Genomic DNA, 15,738 nt, shown 5'->3' with positions numbered 1-15,738 from the left:
TTTTACATTGATTAGATATTAACTTGTACTCCTAGGTTGAATGTGCGTTGCATCGGGTAAGTATTCCATCCCAACTCCGGGTCCCACAACTTGAAAGGACTCCATACTGCGAGGTTGTCGCCACTAAAGTAAACACGACAATGTGAGAAAGAATAGCCCAATTCCAATGTCTTGAAACGGATAAAATTACCATTACGCACCCAGTGACTGCTACCCTGATTATTGTTGGCAATATCAGTGTTTCTCAAACCAAGTCTCGGGAACTGAGCATTCGGATTTGGATTGTCGATTGACCAGTGGTCATCTGCAATCCATTTCATCACGTTGTTATTTCGTTCACCAAACGCTGTCATAGCCCCATTAATCATTATATTCCGCTGAGCCGAACCGTTAAAGAATACACCAAAGTCTAATTTCTTATAAATTACATTCAATCCCAAACCATATTGAATACGAGGCATAGATCCATATGGAGACAGCATAATTCCATCGGAAGAGTTGATAACACCGTCACCGTTTATATCACGATATTTCAGGTCACCCGGTTTAGGTTGGCTTCCCAATCCTGACTGATCCGGCCAATGTTTGATTTCATCTTCACTGGTGAAGTAACCTTCCGAAACAAATCCCCACATATAGCTCAACGGCAATCCAGCTTTTCTTGTCCACTCAGTTTCGTATTTAGGTTCATCGTAGTACTTGAATTTATTTTTATTATAAGTAAAGTTACCACGAAGATCCACTCTTAAATCTTTGATTACTTCTTTTTTCCAGTTCACACTCAATTCGAGTCCTTGATTATCTACCTTACCGACATTACTCCACGGTGTCGCTCCAAAATATCCCAGCAATGTAGGCCAAGAACCACGTTTCATAAAGATTTTGTGGCGATGATCGTAGAACCAGTCAAAAGTAATACTCAGTTGGTTGAACAATTCCATGTCCACACCAATATTCAACTTGTTCACACGTTCCCAACAAGCACCTTCAACGGCTAAAGTATTAAAGCCAGGACCATTGTAACTGTATTCACCATCGTAACCGGTGTGATAACCACCACCATTCAAGATTACATTGTCTACATACAAGAAGTGTCCGGCACCTTCGTCCATTTCATCGTTACCCACAACACCGTACGAGCCGCGTATTTTGAAAAAGTTAATGTAATCTTGTAATGGTTCCCAGAAATCTTCGCCACTTGGAACCCATCCTACAGACATAGCCGGGAAAAACTCAAAACGATCGCCTTTTGCCAGACGTTCCGTACCATTATAACCGAAGTTGAATTCTGCCAGATATTTGTGTTTATAGTCGTAAGTAAAACGACCGGAGAATCCTTGCAAACGATTCGGACGAACACCACTACGATATTCACGTTGCATATACATCAACATTCCCGATACACCATGATATCCGAATGTGCGATTGTAATCCAAACGTGCATCAAAATAGAAAGTCTGGTTGGAGCCGTATCCATTATCATGCTCATTGATATAGTCTGTACCGGAGTTTCCTACACGTTCCAAGTCAAATACATCCGGATTGTTCAAATCCCATGTACTCTTTATCATACGATAATAGTAAGGATCGATAGAACGGGTATAGTTAGTAGTAGACCAATTCTTGAAGTTTACCAATGCGGTTGCCTTCAGTCCTTCGGTAATAAAATCAAGTTTTTGCTCAATGTTCATGGCTGTATTCAGGGTATTATAATTTTCTTCCTTGAAACTGCTTAACATTTTAGCATAAGGGTTCGTATATAAGTCATTGTTGGAAACAACCCAATCGTTACCAAACCGAATATGTTCGTCGTCTTCACGAGCCGGAAAGGTGGCAGGAAAAGCAGTAGGGTTTGTATCACGCGAAGCATTAAACAAATCCGATGTAGAATATCCCGGACCTTTCAGGTTACCAATCTGAGCATTCATTCTTAATCCCAGTTTGGTCGTTGATGTCAGTTGATAAGTCAGGTTATTTTGGAAAATGTAATTCCAACGGTTGATGTTGTTATTATAGGAATATGTCTTTGGAATATCCAGCATACCAGTATCATGGTTTGCCTGCAAACTCATATAGTAGGTGATACGTGAACCACCACCGGATATATTGATATTAGCACGTTGGTTCCAAGTAGACTTTTTAAACATAACATCCTGCCAATCTACATCCGGATAACGGTACGGATACAAATGGCTGCGAGTCATTTCAATATCTTCATCTGAATATTGAGCTTTTCCACCACGTGCTATGGAAGCCTCGTTATATGTTTCCATCCAACGTGCTCCATTTACATAGTCTACAAATTGCATCGGCTGTTGCATGGAAGCTTCAAAAGTCACGTTGATTCTTGCTTTTTGGTTCAGTTCTCCGTTCTTGGTTGTTACCAACATTACGCCATTAGCACCACGTGCACCGTAAATAGCTGTAGCAGAAGCATCTTTTAATAAGGAAAAGCCTTCGATATTTTCAGCAGGAATACGGTCCAAGTCTCCACTTGAAATTTCCACTCCGTCTAACAAAATCAATGGTGTTGTACGTCCTGCGAAACTCCCGATACCGCGGATGTAGAAACCTGAAGTAGACCCCGGCTCGCCACTAGTACTGTAAGCAACAATACCGGCCAGTTTACCAGCGAGGCTATTGGTCAATGAAGAAGTAGGTGTTCTCAAGTCCGAGCCCTTGATAGTAGTGATAGCTCCTGTCACAGAAACCTTTCTCTGTGTACCGGCTCCTACAACTATAACTTCATCCAGCATTTCGTTATCTGATACCATTTTCACATTTACTTCACCTTGATCGGTGATGAATATAGTCTGTGTTTGATAACCAATATAACTGATTTCCAATACAGTCTCTTTTCCTCTTGGCACTTGAATAGAAAAGCGACCCTCTTCATCAGTGATTACTCCGATCTTCTTATCTTTAATTTTTATATTTGCACCGATAACAGGCATATTATCGGACTTATCAACAACTGTACCTACCACTGTACGTGTTTCTACTTTTTGCTGCGTAGTTTCAAGTATTTCTGTGTTTTTCATACTTGTCTGTGTTGCTACGTTATCGGCAACAATTACAGAAACAGGGCAGGTCAATAATAAACAGAAGATAGGTCGCTTCAACCAAGCAGTTCTGTCAAGCAAACAATTTTTTCCCATGTTTTCATTTTGAATTAGACATTTATTTTTGATCGTCCACTGTTTAATGGACATCACTTTATTTCAATGTTTTATTAGATTTAATCTAAGAACTTAAAAACATTCATACTTTACGGAGGAACCATATTTACATTATAAGACATAAACATGCTTTTTATTAGATTCTCATATTCATTACATTCACTCTATCGCACAGCCGAACACTGATTTATCAAGTTACATATAGCCAAAATCCCTTGATGGTTTATATCCATTCTTGTTATCTCTCCTAGAAGCCCAATACATTTTTCCTCTCTCTGCAATCCCCAATACCCCAATGCCATCATATATTTACAATGAATCATATTACGAGTATCCAGATCATCTTCCCAAATCAGTAGATCGGGTAAGGATACGGCAAAATAATCCATCTTTATTTTATCAAACAGATGTTTTTCGCCATAAGAAATCAACTTATAAAAACGTCCGCTAGCTTCGTCCTTGCGTCCCAATTTCAACAAAGCCAGTCCTTGATAAAATATCTTATCGGGCTTTGCATCATTATAGTACAAGGCTGCTGCAGGTTCGGTAGGACCTATGATAGCTTGCTCCCAACAAGCAGTAGCTCTTTCTTTATTACTTAAAGCTTCATAAGCACATCCCATAAAGTAATAAAAATCATTCTCCTGAGCACCGTACAGTTTACCTTCACCCAAATGACATGGATACTCCAGACATTCTTCCAGCAATGCGATAGCAGCCTCATACTTACCCGTTACTAATGCTTGCTTTGCCAATTCCACACGTGCAAACTGATACTGGGCAGAAACCTTTCCTTCTCCACCTTCCCATGGGTGAAAGATATGATCATCAAGAAGTTCTTTGGCTTTTTCATATTCACCTATCTGATTCAACAAGGTTATTTCTTCTAATACCAAATCATCACGTTGCATAATTAATTCGGGATACTGCTGCAAAAAGGCCAAGCGTTCCGCGTGTGGACGACACATACGTTTATAAAGTTGGTCGAGTTCCATTAGAATACGTGCGTCAGTCTGATTCAGTTGAAAAGCACGCTCCATGTATTCCATTGCTTTTACTTTTTCATCCTTTTTATTGAAGTAAGCTAATGCTAAATTACGACATACGGTCGGAAAATTAGAATCCAGCTTCATGGAAGTTTCCCATGCTTCAATAGCCAAAGCATACTGCCGTTTGTCATAATATAAATTACCCAAATAGTAAGGAGCTTTTGCATCATACGGATTCTCTTTCATAGCGCATCGCAAGGCAAGAATTGCTTCCAGACGGTTAGGGAAACAATAGTCCGGACATACATTGGCTGCATCTGCAAATGCTTGTTGTACACCATCAAATCCTCCATGCAGCAGGCTCCATCCTAGATAATAATAAGTCATCGGAGTGATAGCAGCCTCATCGATCGCTACTTTCCATAAAGAAACCGCTTCCATCCAGCAACCAGCTCCACAGTAATCAAGTGCTATTTCATCATAGTTGTGAACTTCCTTGCGTAACATTTCTTTCAAACTAGTCAGATCTTCAGAAGTATTGGTAACCAAATACTTCTCGTAATAACAAGCAAAATTGAATTTATCAATCGATAATGAATCTTTAATCCATCGCAGGGCTTCTTCTCTCTTACCCATCCGACGGAGAATCGCTATTTTCAAAGCACGAGCTTTATGGTTATGCCAATTACGAATCAACGAATGATTTATTTCATCCAAAGCGTCTTCTAAACGTCCTTGCATCACAGAAATCTGTGCACATGCAAAATAACCGGCATCTTGCCAGGCTGCATTCCAGCACGATTTATAAAACCAATCATAAGCCTCGTTTATTTTCCCCTGATACTTCAATGCAAGCCCCAGATTATAAATTGGTTCCCCATCATAAGGATTCGGATTACGTTTCTGCAAAGTTTTTACGGCTGTCCTCAAATACTGTTCGGCTTTATCAAAACATCCTTTACGGATATACCACAAACCAAGCGCATTGTTGTTGCGAACATCGATCGGATCACGACGTAGAGCTTCTTCATAGTAATCCACCGGATTATAGGTAGCATGTCTGTACTGCTCCAAATGTAAACCTGTCAGATAAAGTTGCTCTGTTGTTTTTATCTCTTCCGGTAGCAATGCAGCTTCCGCCGCGTCGGGAATAGGTTTCACTTCATCCGGCTCTGTATGCCATGATAGCAATTCTATTCCATCTGCAAAGATTCCAAGAGTCAATTCACTAAAATCTTCTCCCTCTGTACTGACAGTCTCATCCAACAGATTCTCCGGAGTAATAGTAACCTCTTTATTGAAATAAACTTTGCCGTCTTTCCCCTTCAACACCACCGTCACAGTCTGGTTGGAAGTAGCAAAAATTTTAAATCTCACTTGATGTTCATCTACCGGATCAATATTCATCAGTAAGTCTTTACTTACATTTTTTACAATTCCTAACTCTCGGTATGGCAGAAAGTATTGTACAAAACTCTTTTCTTCATAAGGTTGCAACCAAGTAAAATCCGGTTGGTTCTCGGTATATACGCCTGCCATAAGTTCAATGTAAGGCCCATCTTCATCAGTCAGGTTACGATCCCATGCCTGACCAAAATCACCATTGCCCCATGTCCATTGCTTTTTACCCGGAGATATATGATGGTTGGCTACGTGCAGCATGCCTGCACGAGTATCATTTTCATAACCGCCCACAAAGTTAAAGCGGGAATTAACGGCCATATAAGAAGTAGGAACTTTAATATTCTTATAATTCGAAATATCTACACCTGCCGAATAGTCCATCTTATAATAAGTTCCCGTAGCAACTGGAAAACTCGACACTGCACGTTTACCATGGTCGAATACAGCGTTTATATCGGGAGGAAATACACTTTGATAATAATCATTTACTGCTACCGCTGGGTTTGCCCACCACAAGAATGTCTGCGGTATCTCTGTACGATTATAAAGAACTCCTTTAATCTCAAGATAAGCATGTCCGGGACGAAGCGTGAAACCTGCCATACCTTTCTGGTGAAACATACGTTCCATTTCACTTACCCATATCGTAACACTACCATCTTCATTCTCTTCAATAGCTACATCTACCGGCATAAAGGTGCTGGGACGATGATGTTGGGGCCAATTAAACTCAATACCTCCTGAAATCCATGGACCGGTCAATCCCACCAAGGCTGGTTTTATCACCTGATTATAATAAATAAAATGACGTTGTTTGATTTTATCGTATGCCATTTGTACACGTCCACCCAATTCGGGCAGTATCATCACTTTAATATATTCGTTCTCCAGAAAATACGCGTCATACTCTTTATCAACTTTCTCATTGGAGATTGATTCAATGACGGGATAGGGATAAACAACCCCGCTACTACCTTGATAAACGCGCTTCTCTAAGAAAATCGGATTCTTTTCCGGTTTCCCGATTTCATAGGTAGGAATTACCTTTTTTTCTTTCCATGCTCTTACCATACTATCAATTATTGCTATTCATTAACGCGATTTTGAAATGCCATATTTCAGACTTTTATGTTCTCCATTTTACTAATCGTTTGGAAAATAAACAGATAAAGAGCTCCCACGACAAGGAAAATCTGCTTTTCCCTGCCTTATCTATTTACCAAACTTATATCAATCTTATTTAATCAGCTTGTGATATTCGAAGTTTTAGTTTATTAATTATTTTATTAGTTCTTTTTCCAATGCCTCCAACGATTTCCCTTTTGTTTCGGGAAGTTTGCGAAGGAACCAAAAACCGGCTATACAAATCAAGCCATAGATCCAAAACGTACCACTACTTCCCAGGAAACTATTTAGTAAAGGGAATGTATATGTCAAAATGAAACTAGCTACCCATAATGCAAATGTACAAGTCGCCATAGCCACAGCACGTATACGATTGGGGAATATTTCAGCAAGCAGTACCCAGGTGATAGGTCCTAAAGACATAGCATAACATGCTATTGCCATTACTACCAATACTATCATGAAAAAACCGCTGACCTGAAAGAAATAACATGTACCCAGAATCAGATAAATGCCAGCCAATCCACCGGCTCCGATAAGCATGAGTGCACGACGTCCTAAGCGTTCCACTGTATAGATAGCCACGAAGGTAAAAATGACATTTGCCACCCCTGTTATCACAATATTGAAAAGTACATCTCCCAATGAGTATCCTGCGGACTGGAATATTTCTTGGGCATAATTAAAAATCACATTTGTACCACACCACTGTTGAAATACAGCTATGACAATACCAAATATCAACACCTTACGATACGGTCGGCTGAACAATAACCGTAATCCACCCCCATTTTTTCCGGTAACAGTTGTCGCTTGCAACAAACGAAGTTCTTGTTCCGCATAACTTTGCCCTCCAATTCTACAAAGTATATTTTCAGCCTTCTTCTTCCTATCTTTCATTGCCAACCAACGGGGACTCTCAGGAATGAAACAGGTAAGTAATAAGAATAATGCTGCCGGAAATGCGGCTCCCCAAAACATCCACCGCCATCCCATCTGCCCATTCCATGAGGCAGCAATATCTGCACTAGTAAAGTCTGCCGGAATAGGATCGGCAATCAGCCAATTTGCTATTTGAGCTCCAAGAATACCTAATACTATAGTCAGTTGGTTCAAAGAAACCAATTTACCACGAATCGAAGTCGGAGACACTTCTGCAATATACATAGGCGAAAGACCTGAAGCAATACCGATACCTATACCTCCCAAGAAGCGGGCTATTAAAAACCAGCTAAATACAGAAAAAGCTCCGGTAGCATATGCGGAAACCAAAAATATAATAGCTGAAACCATCAAAAGAGGTTTTCGTCCGTAACGGTCGGCCAACACACCACTTAACATAGCACCGATCAGACACCCCAACAATGCCACACTCATAGCCAATCCTTGCATCGTAGGTATGTCGGCAATATCAAAGTAAAGTTCATAGAAAGGTTTTGCACCTCCAATCACTACCCAATCATATCCAAACAACAGTCCTCCCATTGCCGAAACCAGACAGATAAAATAAACGAACTTCTTATTATAATTCTTCATATCACTAGAACTTAGATTAATTAACGCTACAAAAATAGAATGAATCAAAAATAGAAAAAATAGAGTATCATCTTATGAAGATGGACTATTTTATTTTTCCACATATTTTTCCAGATGCCACTTGATAAATAGTTTCCGATATCATATATTTGTGGAGCACAACCATTAAAATTAAAAGCTATGATAAAACTAAAAGATGGGTTTTCAGGAGAAAGAGCACTAGTTGTTCCCCGTATGATTATTGAATTAATGGAAAAAGATCCTTTAGTATCTATGCTGCATATAACCGATATAGGTTATTACCCCAAAGCCAAACATCACTTCCGCGAGCGTAATGAACCGATCAACCAATACGTATTCATTTATTGTATAGATGGAGCAGGATGGTACCGGGTAGGTAATCAAGAATATACTATTTCTGCCAATCAGTACTTTATTCTTCCTGCAGGAGTACCCCATGCCTATGCTTCCGATAAAGCTTGTCCATGGACTATTTACTGGATTCACTTTAAAGGGACGCTTGCACCATTTTATGCCAAAGAAGCCAGCCTCCCGATGGACATAAAGCCTATACAACACTCGCGTATCAATACCCGAATTGATTTATTCGAGGAAATATTCAATACTTTAAAGAATAGCTATAACCTCGAAAACCTGCGATATGCTTTCTCCATGTTCCATTTCTATTTAGGAACATTGCGTTATATACAACAATATCGTAATGCAACGAATAATAGTCCGACGGATAATGAGAATATTGAAGAAATAACGATCCATTATATGAAAGAAAACATTGAAAAGCATTTAAATCTGGAAGATATTGCCAAACAAGTAGGTTATTCTCCTTCTCACTTTTCCATGTTATTCAAAAAACAAACGGGACATAGTCCGCTAACCTATTTCAATTTACTAAAAATACAGCAAGCTTGTCTGTTACTCGATACAACAGATATGAAGATTAACCAAATATGCTATAAAATAGGCATTGAAGATACTTATTATTTTTCCCGTTTGTTTAGCAAAATAATGGGAATGTCTCCAAGAGAATATCGTAAATCAAAGAAAGGATAAACTTCGCCAATGAATATTTCCTACAAAAAAAGAACCGCCTCCTTTTACAAGGAAAGCGGTTCTAACTCTTTTATATGTTATTCTAAAGAAGAACGATATTACATCATTCCGCCCATGCCCCCCATTCCGGGATTACCCATCGGCATTTCAGGTTTTTCTTCTTTCTTTTCTACAACCACACATTCAGTTGTCAGGAACATACCTGCAATAGAAGCTGCATTTTCCAAAGCTACACGAGTAACTTTAGCTGGGTCTACTACACCTGCTGCATGCAAATTTTCGTAAACATCCATACGAGCATTATAACCATAGTCAGCTTTGCCCTCACGTACTTTCTGAACAACGACTGCACCTTCTTTACCAGCGTTAGCTACAATCTGGCGAAGTGGCTCTTCAATAGCACGTTTGATGATATCAATACCTGTTGTTTCGTCGGCATTGTCACCCTTCATACCTTCCAAAGCGTCGATAGCGCGGATATAAGCAACACCACCACCAGCAACGATACCTTCTTCGATAGCAGCACGAGTAGCACGCAATGCATCATCTACGCGGTCTTTCTTCTCCTTCATTTCTACCTCAGAAGCAGCACCTACATAAAGTACAGCTACACCACCTGACAATTTAGCCAGACGTTCCTGCAATTTCTCGCGGTCGTAATCTGATTTAGTAGCCTCAATCTGAGCTTTGATCTGAGCGCAACGTTCTTTGATTGCAGTTTTGTCACCAGCACCGTTTACAACTGTAGTGTAATCTTTAGTAACAGTAACCTTATCAGCAGTACCCAACATTTCGATAGTAGCTTGTTCCAGTTTCAGACCTTTTTCTTCGCTGATAACTACACCACCTGTCAGGATAGCGATATCTTCCAACATTTCCTTACGACGATCACCGAAGCCCGGAGCTTTTACTGCACAGATCTTCAACTGAGAACGCAGACGGTTTACAACCAACGTAGTCAATGCCTCGCTGTCTACATCTTCTGCAATTACCAATAAAGGACGTCCAGACTGTACAGCCGGTTCGAGGATAGGCAAGAAGTCTTTCAGATTAGAGATTTTCTTATCGTAGATCAGGATGTAAGGTTTCTCCATCTCACATTCCATCTTCTCTGTATTTGTTACGAAGTAAGCAGACAAATAACCACGATCGAACTGCATACCTTCTACTACACCGATGGTAGTATCAGTACCTTTAGCTTCTTCGATAGTGATCACACCGTCTTTAGAAACTTTACGCATAGCGTCAGCGATCAATTTACCGATCACCGGATCATTGTTTGCAGAGATAGCAGCAACCTGTTCAATCTTGTCATAGTTGTCACCTACAGTTTCAGCTTGTCCTTCGATTGATTCTACCACTTTGGCAACAGCCTTGTCAATACCGCGTTTGATATCCATTGGACTTGCACCGGCAGTTACGTTTTTCAAGCCTTCAGCTATGATAGCCTGGGCCAAAACAGTTGCAGTAGTAGTACCGTCACCTGCATCGTCACCAGTCTTAGAAGCAACCTCTTTTACTAGTTGTGCACCGGTATTCTGGTAAGGATCCGACAATTCGATTTCTTTTGCTACTGTCACACCGTCTTTTGTAATGTGTGGAGCACCAAATTTCTTTTCGATAATAACGTTACGTCCTTTCGGGCCAAGTGTTACTTTTACTGCATTTGCCAACGCATCGACACCTTTTTTCAGTTGGTCACGGGCATCGATATTGAATAATATTTCTTTTGCCATAATGATATTTACAATTTAAAAATTTATAGTTTACTATTTTAATTAACCCCAAATAGCGACAACATCGCTCTGACGCATAATCAGGTATTTTGTACCTTCAACTTCGAGTTCTGTTCCGGCATATTTGCCATAAAGAACTGTATCGCCTACTTTCAATACCATTTCTTCGTCTTTTGTTCCCTGACCTACTGCCACAACTTCACCTTTCAAAGGTTTTTCTTTTGCTGTATCAGGAATAATAATACCACCAATTGTTTTTTCTTCTGCAGGGGCAGGGAGGATAAGTACTCTGTCTGCTAACGGTTTAATGTTCATAGTTTTTTTGATTTTATATTGTTATACATTTATAATTAAAAGCCAACCGCCTTTTTAACGGGCGGGACGCTAAAGACATTGCGAAAAGTGTGCCAAAGTAAAATAATGTTTGTTTGGCAGAAATGGACTGACAAAATGACCGTCCATTCGGCTCGACTGGCAAAAAGTATATTTGTTCCATACTTTTTAAACAAAAGAAGTGGATTATTCCTTATAATAACGTATATTCGTGAACGAGCTTATAAATGCACTGTATGATTATGAAGAAAATAGGAATCGGCATATTCATTGCCCTTTACGTACTCTACTCCTGTACTTCCCGGACAGGAAATGTTTCTACTGTCGAGATACCACCGACTGATTCTGTGAAACAGGACACTATTGAAATACCTGTTATCAAGAAAATTACCGCAGAAGATATCCATGTCAGCAAAGAATTACTGTATGACAAATATACACTGGAAGATACGTATCCTTACAAAGATACAACTCGTAACTTCCAATGGGATAAGATCAAAGAACGTCTTGCTTTACTCGAAACGATACAGTTGCAACCATCACAATGGGCTATTCTTCAGAATTATAAAAATAGGAATGGGGAAGCACCGCTCGTAAAAAGCTATAAAAGAAATGCTTATAAACGTATAGCAGATACGCTGGGAGTGGAACGTTATCAATCCATCCCTCTTTATCTACTGACAGATACGCTTATACCCGAACGTTACGGACAGGACGGTGAACTGACACGTTTTCTGGAAGATGGTGCAAACTTTGTCAGAGTGGAACCCATATTCACAGGAGATGAATGGATGGTTCCTAAAAGGTATGTAAAAGTGATCGGTGATACGATTGTATTTAATAAAGCTATTTTTGTGGACCGCCACAATCAGAATATCGCTACTTTAGAACGCACAGGAGAAGGACAATGGCTGATCCGCAGTATGAACCCTTCTACCACAGGACTCCATCGCCCACCATATGCGCAAGAGACTCCTTTAGGAATGTTTGTACTACAAGAAAAGAAGGTCAAAATGATATTCCTAAAAGACGGTTCGATAGAAACAGGAGGATATGCCCCCTATGCCAGCCGTTTCACTGACGGAGCTTATATTCACGGAGTGCCTGTCAATGCACCACGCACTACTCAAATAGAATACAGTTGGTCGTTGGGTACCACTCCAAGATCACATATGTGTGTACGAAATGCGACCTCACATGCCAAGTTTATTTTCGACTGGGCACCTGTAAATGAGACGATTATTTTTGTATTGGAATAAATTTTCCTATATTTGCCACATCGTTTCTTATAGGATATCTATCATGTTTCAGAAAATCGCATTAAGTTGTTTACTTCTTTTTTTCCCGTTCAGCCATATTTCTAACACAAATAGGGAAGATAATTCTGTACTTTCTTCTCTTCCCGTATCGGAATTGGCAGCAGGCGAACAGCTTTACGAAGAAATGGGATTGGCAGGTACAGTCAATTTTATCGCCTTTCGTCAAGCAGTAGCAGGTTACAACCGAATCCAAGGAAAGAAAAAACCAATACTGACACTGATCGACTTCTCTAAACCTTCCACTGAAAAAAGACTTTATGTTTTTGACATTGACAAGAAAGAGCTTCTGTATAGTTCTGTTGTCTCTCATGGAAAAAATAGTGGAGAAAATTATGCTACTTCTTTTTCCAATCAAACTGGTTCTTACAAAAGTTCATTGGGCTTTTATCTGACAGAAAACACTTATCAGGGGAAAAACGGATATTCACTTATTCTCAACGGACTGGAAAAAGGTATTAACGATAAGGCGAAAGAACGTGCGATTGTAGTGCATGGGGCTGCTTATGCCAATCCTTCTGTGATTGCTTCCGGACGTTTGGGAAGAAGCTTCGGATGTCCCGCACTTCCGCAAACTGTGACAAAACCTATTATTAATACAATCAAAGACGGGAGTGTCATGTTTATCTATGCTAACAATGCCAATTATCTGGCTCAAAGTAGCTTTTTAAAAACAACTACTTTTAGCAACTCATCAAACTTATAGTTCAATTCGTAACCTAAATACGGTCAATCGAATAGTTTCAAGTGTACAAACACTCTGTACCATCTTTGTCTTTCCCCTACCGTCAATGCACTTATGACATTCAGATGTGCACAGTTAAACAAATTGCAATTATCCATCGTTATTCCATGCTTATCTAAAGGTTTATTACAACCTCTGAATTCACATCTTCCAGCAGATTTCCACCACAATTCTGCTTTTACTTTTTGTAGGTTAGAAGTTTTGTGGAAGCTACTTATTCAAATCTTCCATAATCTTCTTATTAAACTCCTTATCCTCTCCACGCAGCAAACGTACTAGCTTATATACCGTAGTACAAGGATTATGAGTTGCATAACGAGTATCATCAAAACTGTCATCTTGACTTTGCGCATAACGGATTGCACGCATTTCGTCACCATATACGGTCATTATCATACGTGACTTTAAATCGTTCTTTCTATAGGTATATTTCGCTTTCTGTGTATAGGCAGAAGATTCATTCACATGCTTACTAATAGCTTTTTTATACTCTTCACGACTCATTGCCGTCACACGATTCACAAAATGGAATACATACCATAATTCAAACGCTTCATTACTCCATGCACAACCAATGCCATGTTGCTCAGCTTTAATTATCGCTGCATTGAACGCTGAAACAGGAAAATCATCCTTATCAAAAACAGCCCAGATGGTATCGTACGGAAAGCCAGATGCGATGGCCTTATCACGAAGTTCTATCGCCTTATCTACCACTTGTACAGTATTTATCTTCCCTCCCTCACATTCAATATTATAGACAATACTTCCATATTGCATCTGATCGAATGATTTGAAGTAATTAGGTTCTGTCTTTTCACCTTCACACACAATCAATATGCGGCAACGAACCCTCACATCCTCATGAGTAGCTTCTTTATAACTATATCGTTCAAGGTTCATTGACGAAAGTTTCTTCTTTTTTCCCATAACCACAATAACTATTCAATAGTTTTTAAATAAGGAATGGCTCCGTAACGTCCTTTTATATAGTTACGTTCAAGATTACCGTCTCCTCTCGGTTTCGTTCCATCAGGCAAAACAATGTTCATTAGGCTATAAAGATCTGTTGATTCCGCTTTATCTTTCTCCGTAAACCAAATCTGGTCTCGACGGAGCAGGTGAGAAGAAAGCAGATTGGTATCGTGCGTAGTGAACAAAAATTGTGCATGATACGGATTCGTCTTCTCATTACTGAACAAGCGAATGATGTGTTGGGAAATTAATGGGTGCATCTTGGCATCCAGTTCATCCATCACCAGCAACTTACCATGACGCAATGCTTCAAACAAAGGGCCAGCCAGTTCAAATAGTTTTTGGGTACCCTGCGATTCGCAATAATCGAAGCGAAAACGCTGTTTACCAACAATCTCTCCATCCTCACTATATACATTGTGCATAGTAAAAATATCTATCGCTTTCTTCCCCTTGTCAGTGTCATGTTCCACCGTTTCAATATTTTCAAACCCCAACTGAAGGTCTTTAAAAAATTGCAGAGCGTCAGCAGATTCTTCCTTTTCATTTAAGAATTGTCGTTCAGTTAGCCCTTCATAGCCCTGATTATTCAATCCCGAAATGACATTGTACCCCGATTTGAAATAGTCCAACACGTTCTTGCTGACTATACCGCCTAACTGAGCAACTAAAGATAAGAACAAACGATTGTCATTAGTCCTTTCTTCAAGTCCTACACCTTCTGGAAACAGGTTTTCATCTACGCCAATACCTTCCTCATCACGAACAAAAAAAGGCTGTTCTTGCTTGTTTTTTTTGCCTACAAACAACCATTCCTGTTCTATCCGACGCATGGTATATTCAAAACCATACCTTATGCGGGTTTCGTCTGCATCCCAATATAATACTTCTAAATGAGTGGGTTGTTTACTCGATTCCTCTGACAAAAGAAATGGGTCGTAAGGCAACGGGTCATGGTCATTCAGCTTGACAGAACTTAGCACCATATTCTTCATGGTTGCCAAAGCAGCTACCAAGTTACTTTTTCCACTGGAATTTGCTCCATAGACGGCTGCCGTAGTAAGATATTTACAACGTCCTTCCGCTACCACACAGCCTTTAGGATTATCCTGTATGCTATTAGGAACCATAGAAAAACTTCTTGCTTGATGAAAAGAACGATAATTGCCTACCGTAAATTGTAATAAAGCCGCCATAAATCTACATATCTTCTATTATAACGCTCAAATGTACAAAATAAGCTTGTCATGCCATGATTAAAACGAGAAAAAATCTCATTTTTAACATATAGAGATAAAAACAAGAGATATCCCCAATCATACTTTATAA

General features: G+C 39.6%; 10 protein-coding genes. 3 read left to right on the top strand and 7 right to left on the bottom strand.

What is annotated here, in order from left to right; genetic code table 11:
- Positions 1-11: 11 nt before the first annotated feature.
- The 3 genes from CZ225_RS06495 to CZ225_RS06485 form a co-directional block, all read right to left on the bottom strand.
- Positions 12-3,158, bottom strand: a complete 3,147-nt coding sequence (locus CZ225_RS06495; protein WP_077153434.1) for a SusC/RagA family TonB-linked outer membrane protein — start codon at positions 3,156-3,158, stop codon at positions 12-14.
- A gap of 185 nt (positions 3,159-3,343) precedes the next feature.
- Positions 3,344-6,643 (bottom strand): DUF5107 domain-containing protein, encoded by a 3,300-nt coding sequence (locus CZ225_RS06490; protein WP_077153433.1) that lies wholly within the window; start codon positions 6,641-6,643, stop codon positions 3,344-3,346.
- Between the two features lie 207 nt (positions 6,644-6,850).
- On the bottom strand, positions 6,851-8,233 hold the full coding sequence (locus CZ225_RS06485) for a sugar porter family MFS transporter (RefSeq protein ID WP_077153432.1): 1,383 nt from the start codon (positions 8,231-8,233) through the stop codon (positions 6,851-6,853).
- Positions 8,234-8,413: 180 nt separating this feature from the next.
- Between CZ225_RS06485 and CZ225_RS06480 the strand changes: the two genes are divergently transcribed.
- Positions 8,414-9,304 (top strand): helix-turn-helix domain-containing protein, encoded by an 891-nt coding sequence (locus CZ225_RS06480; protein WP_077153431.1) that lies wholly within the window; start codon positions 8,414-8,416, stop codon positions 9,302-9,304.
- A gap of 98 nt (positions 9,305-9,402) precedes the next feature.
- Here CZ225_RS06480 and groL read toward each other — a convergent pair whose 3' ends face one another.
- Together groL and CZ225_RS06470 are read right to left on the bottom strand one after the other, a co-directional pair.
- A complete protein-coding gene (groL, locus tag CZ225_RS06475) occupies positions 9,403-11,040 on the bottom strand; it encodes a chaperonin GroEL (RefSeq protein ID WP_025075950.1) in 1,638 nt (545 codons plus the stop codon).
- A 42-nt stretch (positions 11,041-11,082) separates the two neighbouring features.
- Positions 11,083-11,355 carry a co-chaperone GroES gene (locus CZ225_RS06470; RefSeq protein ID WP_025075949.1) on the bottom strand — a complete coding sequence of 91 codons (273 nt, stop codon included), beginning with the start codon at positions 11,353-11,355 and terminating at the stop codon, positions 11,083-11,085.
- 245 nt (positions 11,356-11,600) lie between these two features.
- On the opposite strand from CZ225_RS06470, the gene CZ225_RS06465 reads away from it, so the two are divergent.
- The gene (locus CZ225_RS06465) at positions 11,601-12,632 is read left to right on the top strand and encodes a L,D-transpeptidase (protein WP_077153430.1); all 1,032 of its coding nucleotides are present in this window, start codon (positions 11,601-11,603) and stop codon (positions 12,630-12,632) included.
- 43 nt (positions 12,633-12,675) lie between these two features.
- Positions 12,676-13,395: a murein L,D-transpeptidase catalytic domain family protein gene (locus CZ225_RS06460; protein ID WP_077153429.1), complete on the top strand. Its 720-nt coding sequence runs from the start codon at positions 12,676-12,678 to the stop codon at positions 13,393-13,395.
- A gap of 249 nt (positions 13,396-13,644) precedes the next feature.
- On the opposite strand, the gene CZ225_RS06455 is transcribed toward CZ225_RS06460, so the two are convergent.
- Together CZ225_RS06455 and CZ225_RS06450 are read right to left on the bottom strand one after the other, a co-directional pair.
- The gene (locus CZ225_RS06455; RefSeq protein WP_077153428.1) at positions 13,645-14,364 is read right to left on the bottom strand and encodes an RloB family protein; all 720 of its coding nucleotides are present in this window, start codon (positions 14,362-14,364) and stop codon (positions 13,645-13,647) included.
- Between the two features lie 11 nt (positions 14,365-14,375).
- Positions 14,376-15,605, bottom strand: coding sequence for an AAA family ATPase (locus CZ225_RS06450; RefSeq protein ID WP_077153427.1), 1,230 nt, complete (start codon positions 15,603-15,605; stop codon positions 14,376-14,378).
- Positions 15,606-15,738 lie beyond the last annotated feature (133 nt).

The sequence above is a fragment of the Bacteroides bouchesdurhonensis genome, from assembly GCF_900155865.1.
Classification (GTDB): Bacteria; Bacteroidota; Bacteroidia; order Bacteroidales; family Bacteroidaceae; genus Bacteroides; species Bacteroides bouchesdurhonensis.
This window is presented reverse-complemented; position numbering and strand designations above follow the sequence as displayed.

Bases quoted from the DNA above. Each gene is read 5' to 3' on its own strand.
- CZ225_RS06450 (WP_077153427.1), bottom strand. From the start codon at position 15,605: ATGGCGGCTTTATTACAATTTACGGTAGGCAATTATCGTTCTTTTCAT.
- CZ225_RS06495 (WP_077153434.1), bottom strand. From the start codon at position 3,158: ATGGGAAAAAATTGTTTGCTTGACAGAACTGCTTGGTTGAAGCGACCT.
- CZ225_RS06470 (WP_025075949.1), bottom strand. From the start codon at position 11,355: ATGAACATTAAACCGTTAGCAGACAGAGTACTTATCCTCCCTGCCCCT.
- CZ225_RS06465 (WP_077153430.1), top strand. From the start codon at position 11,601: ATGCACTGTATGATTATGAAGAAAATAGGAATCGGCATATTCATTGCC.
- CZ225_RS06460 (WP_077153429.1), top strand. From the start codon at position 12,676: ATGTTTCAGAAAATCGCATTAAGTTGTTTACTTCTTTTTTTCCCGTTC.
- CZ225_RS06485 (WP_077153432.1), bottom strand. From the start codon at position 8,233: ATGAAGAATTATAATAAGAAGTTCGTTTATTTTATCTGTCTGGTTTCG.
- CZ225_RS06480 (WP_077153431.1), top strand. From the start codon at position 8,414: ATGATAAAACTAAAAGATGGGTTTTCAGGAGAAAGAGCACTAGTTGTT.
- CZ225_RS06455 (WP_077153428.1), bottom strand. From the start codon at position 14,364: ATGGGAAAAAAGAAGAAACTTTCGTCAATGAACCTTGAACGATATAGT.
- CZ225_RS06490 (WP_077153433.1), bottom strand. From the start codon at position 6,643: ATGGTAAGAGCATGGAAAGAAAAAAAGGTAATTCCTACCTATGAAATC.
- groL (WP_025075950.1), bottom strand. From the start codon at position 11,040: ATGGCAAAAGAAATATTATTCAATATCGATGCCCGTGACCAACTGAAA.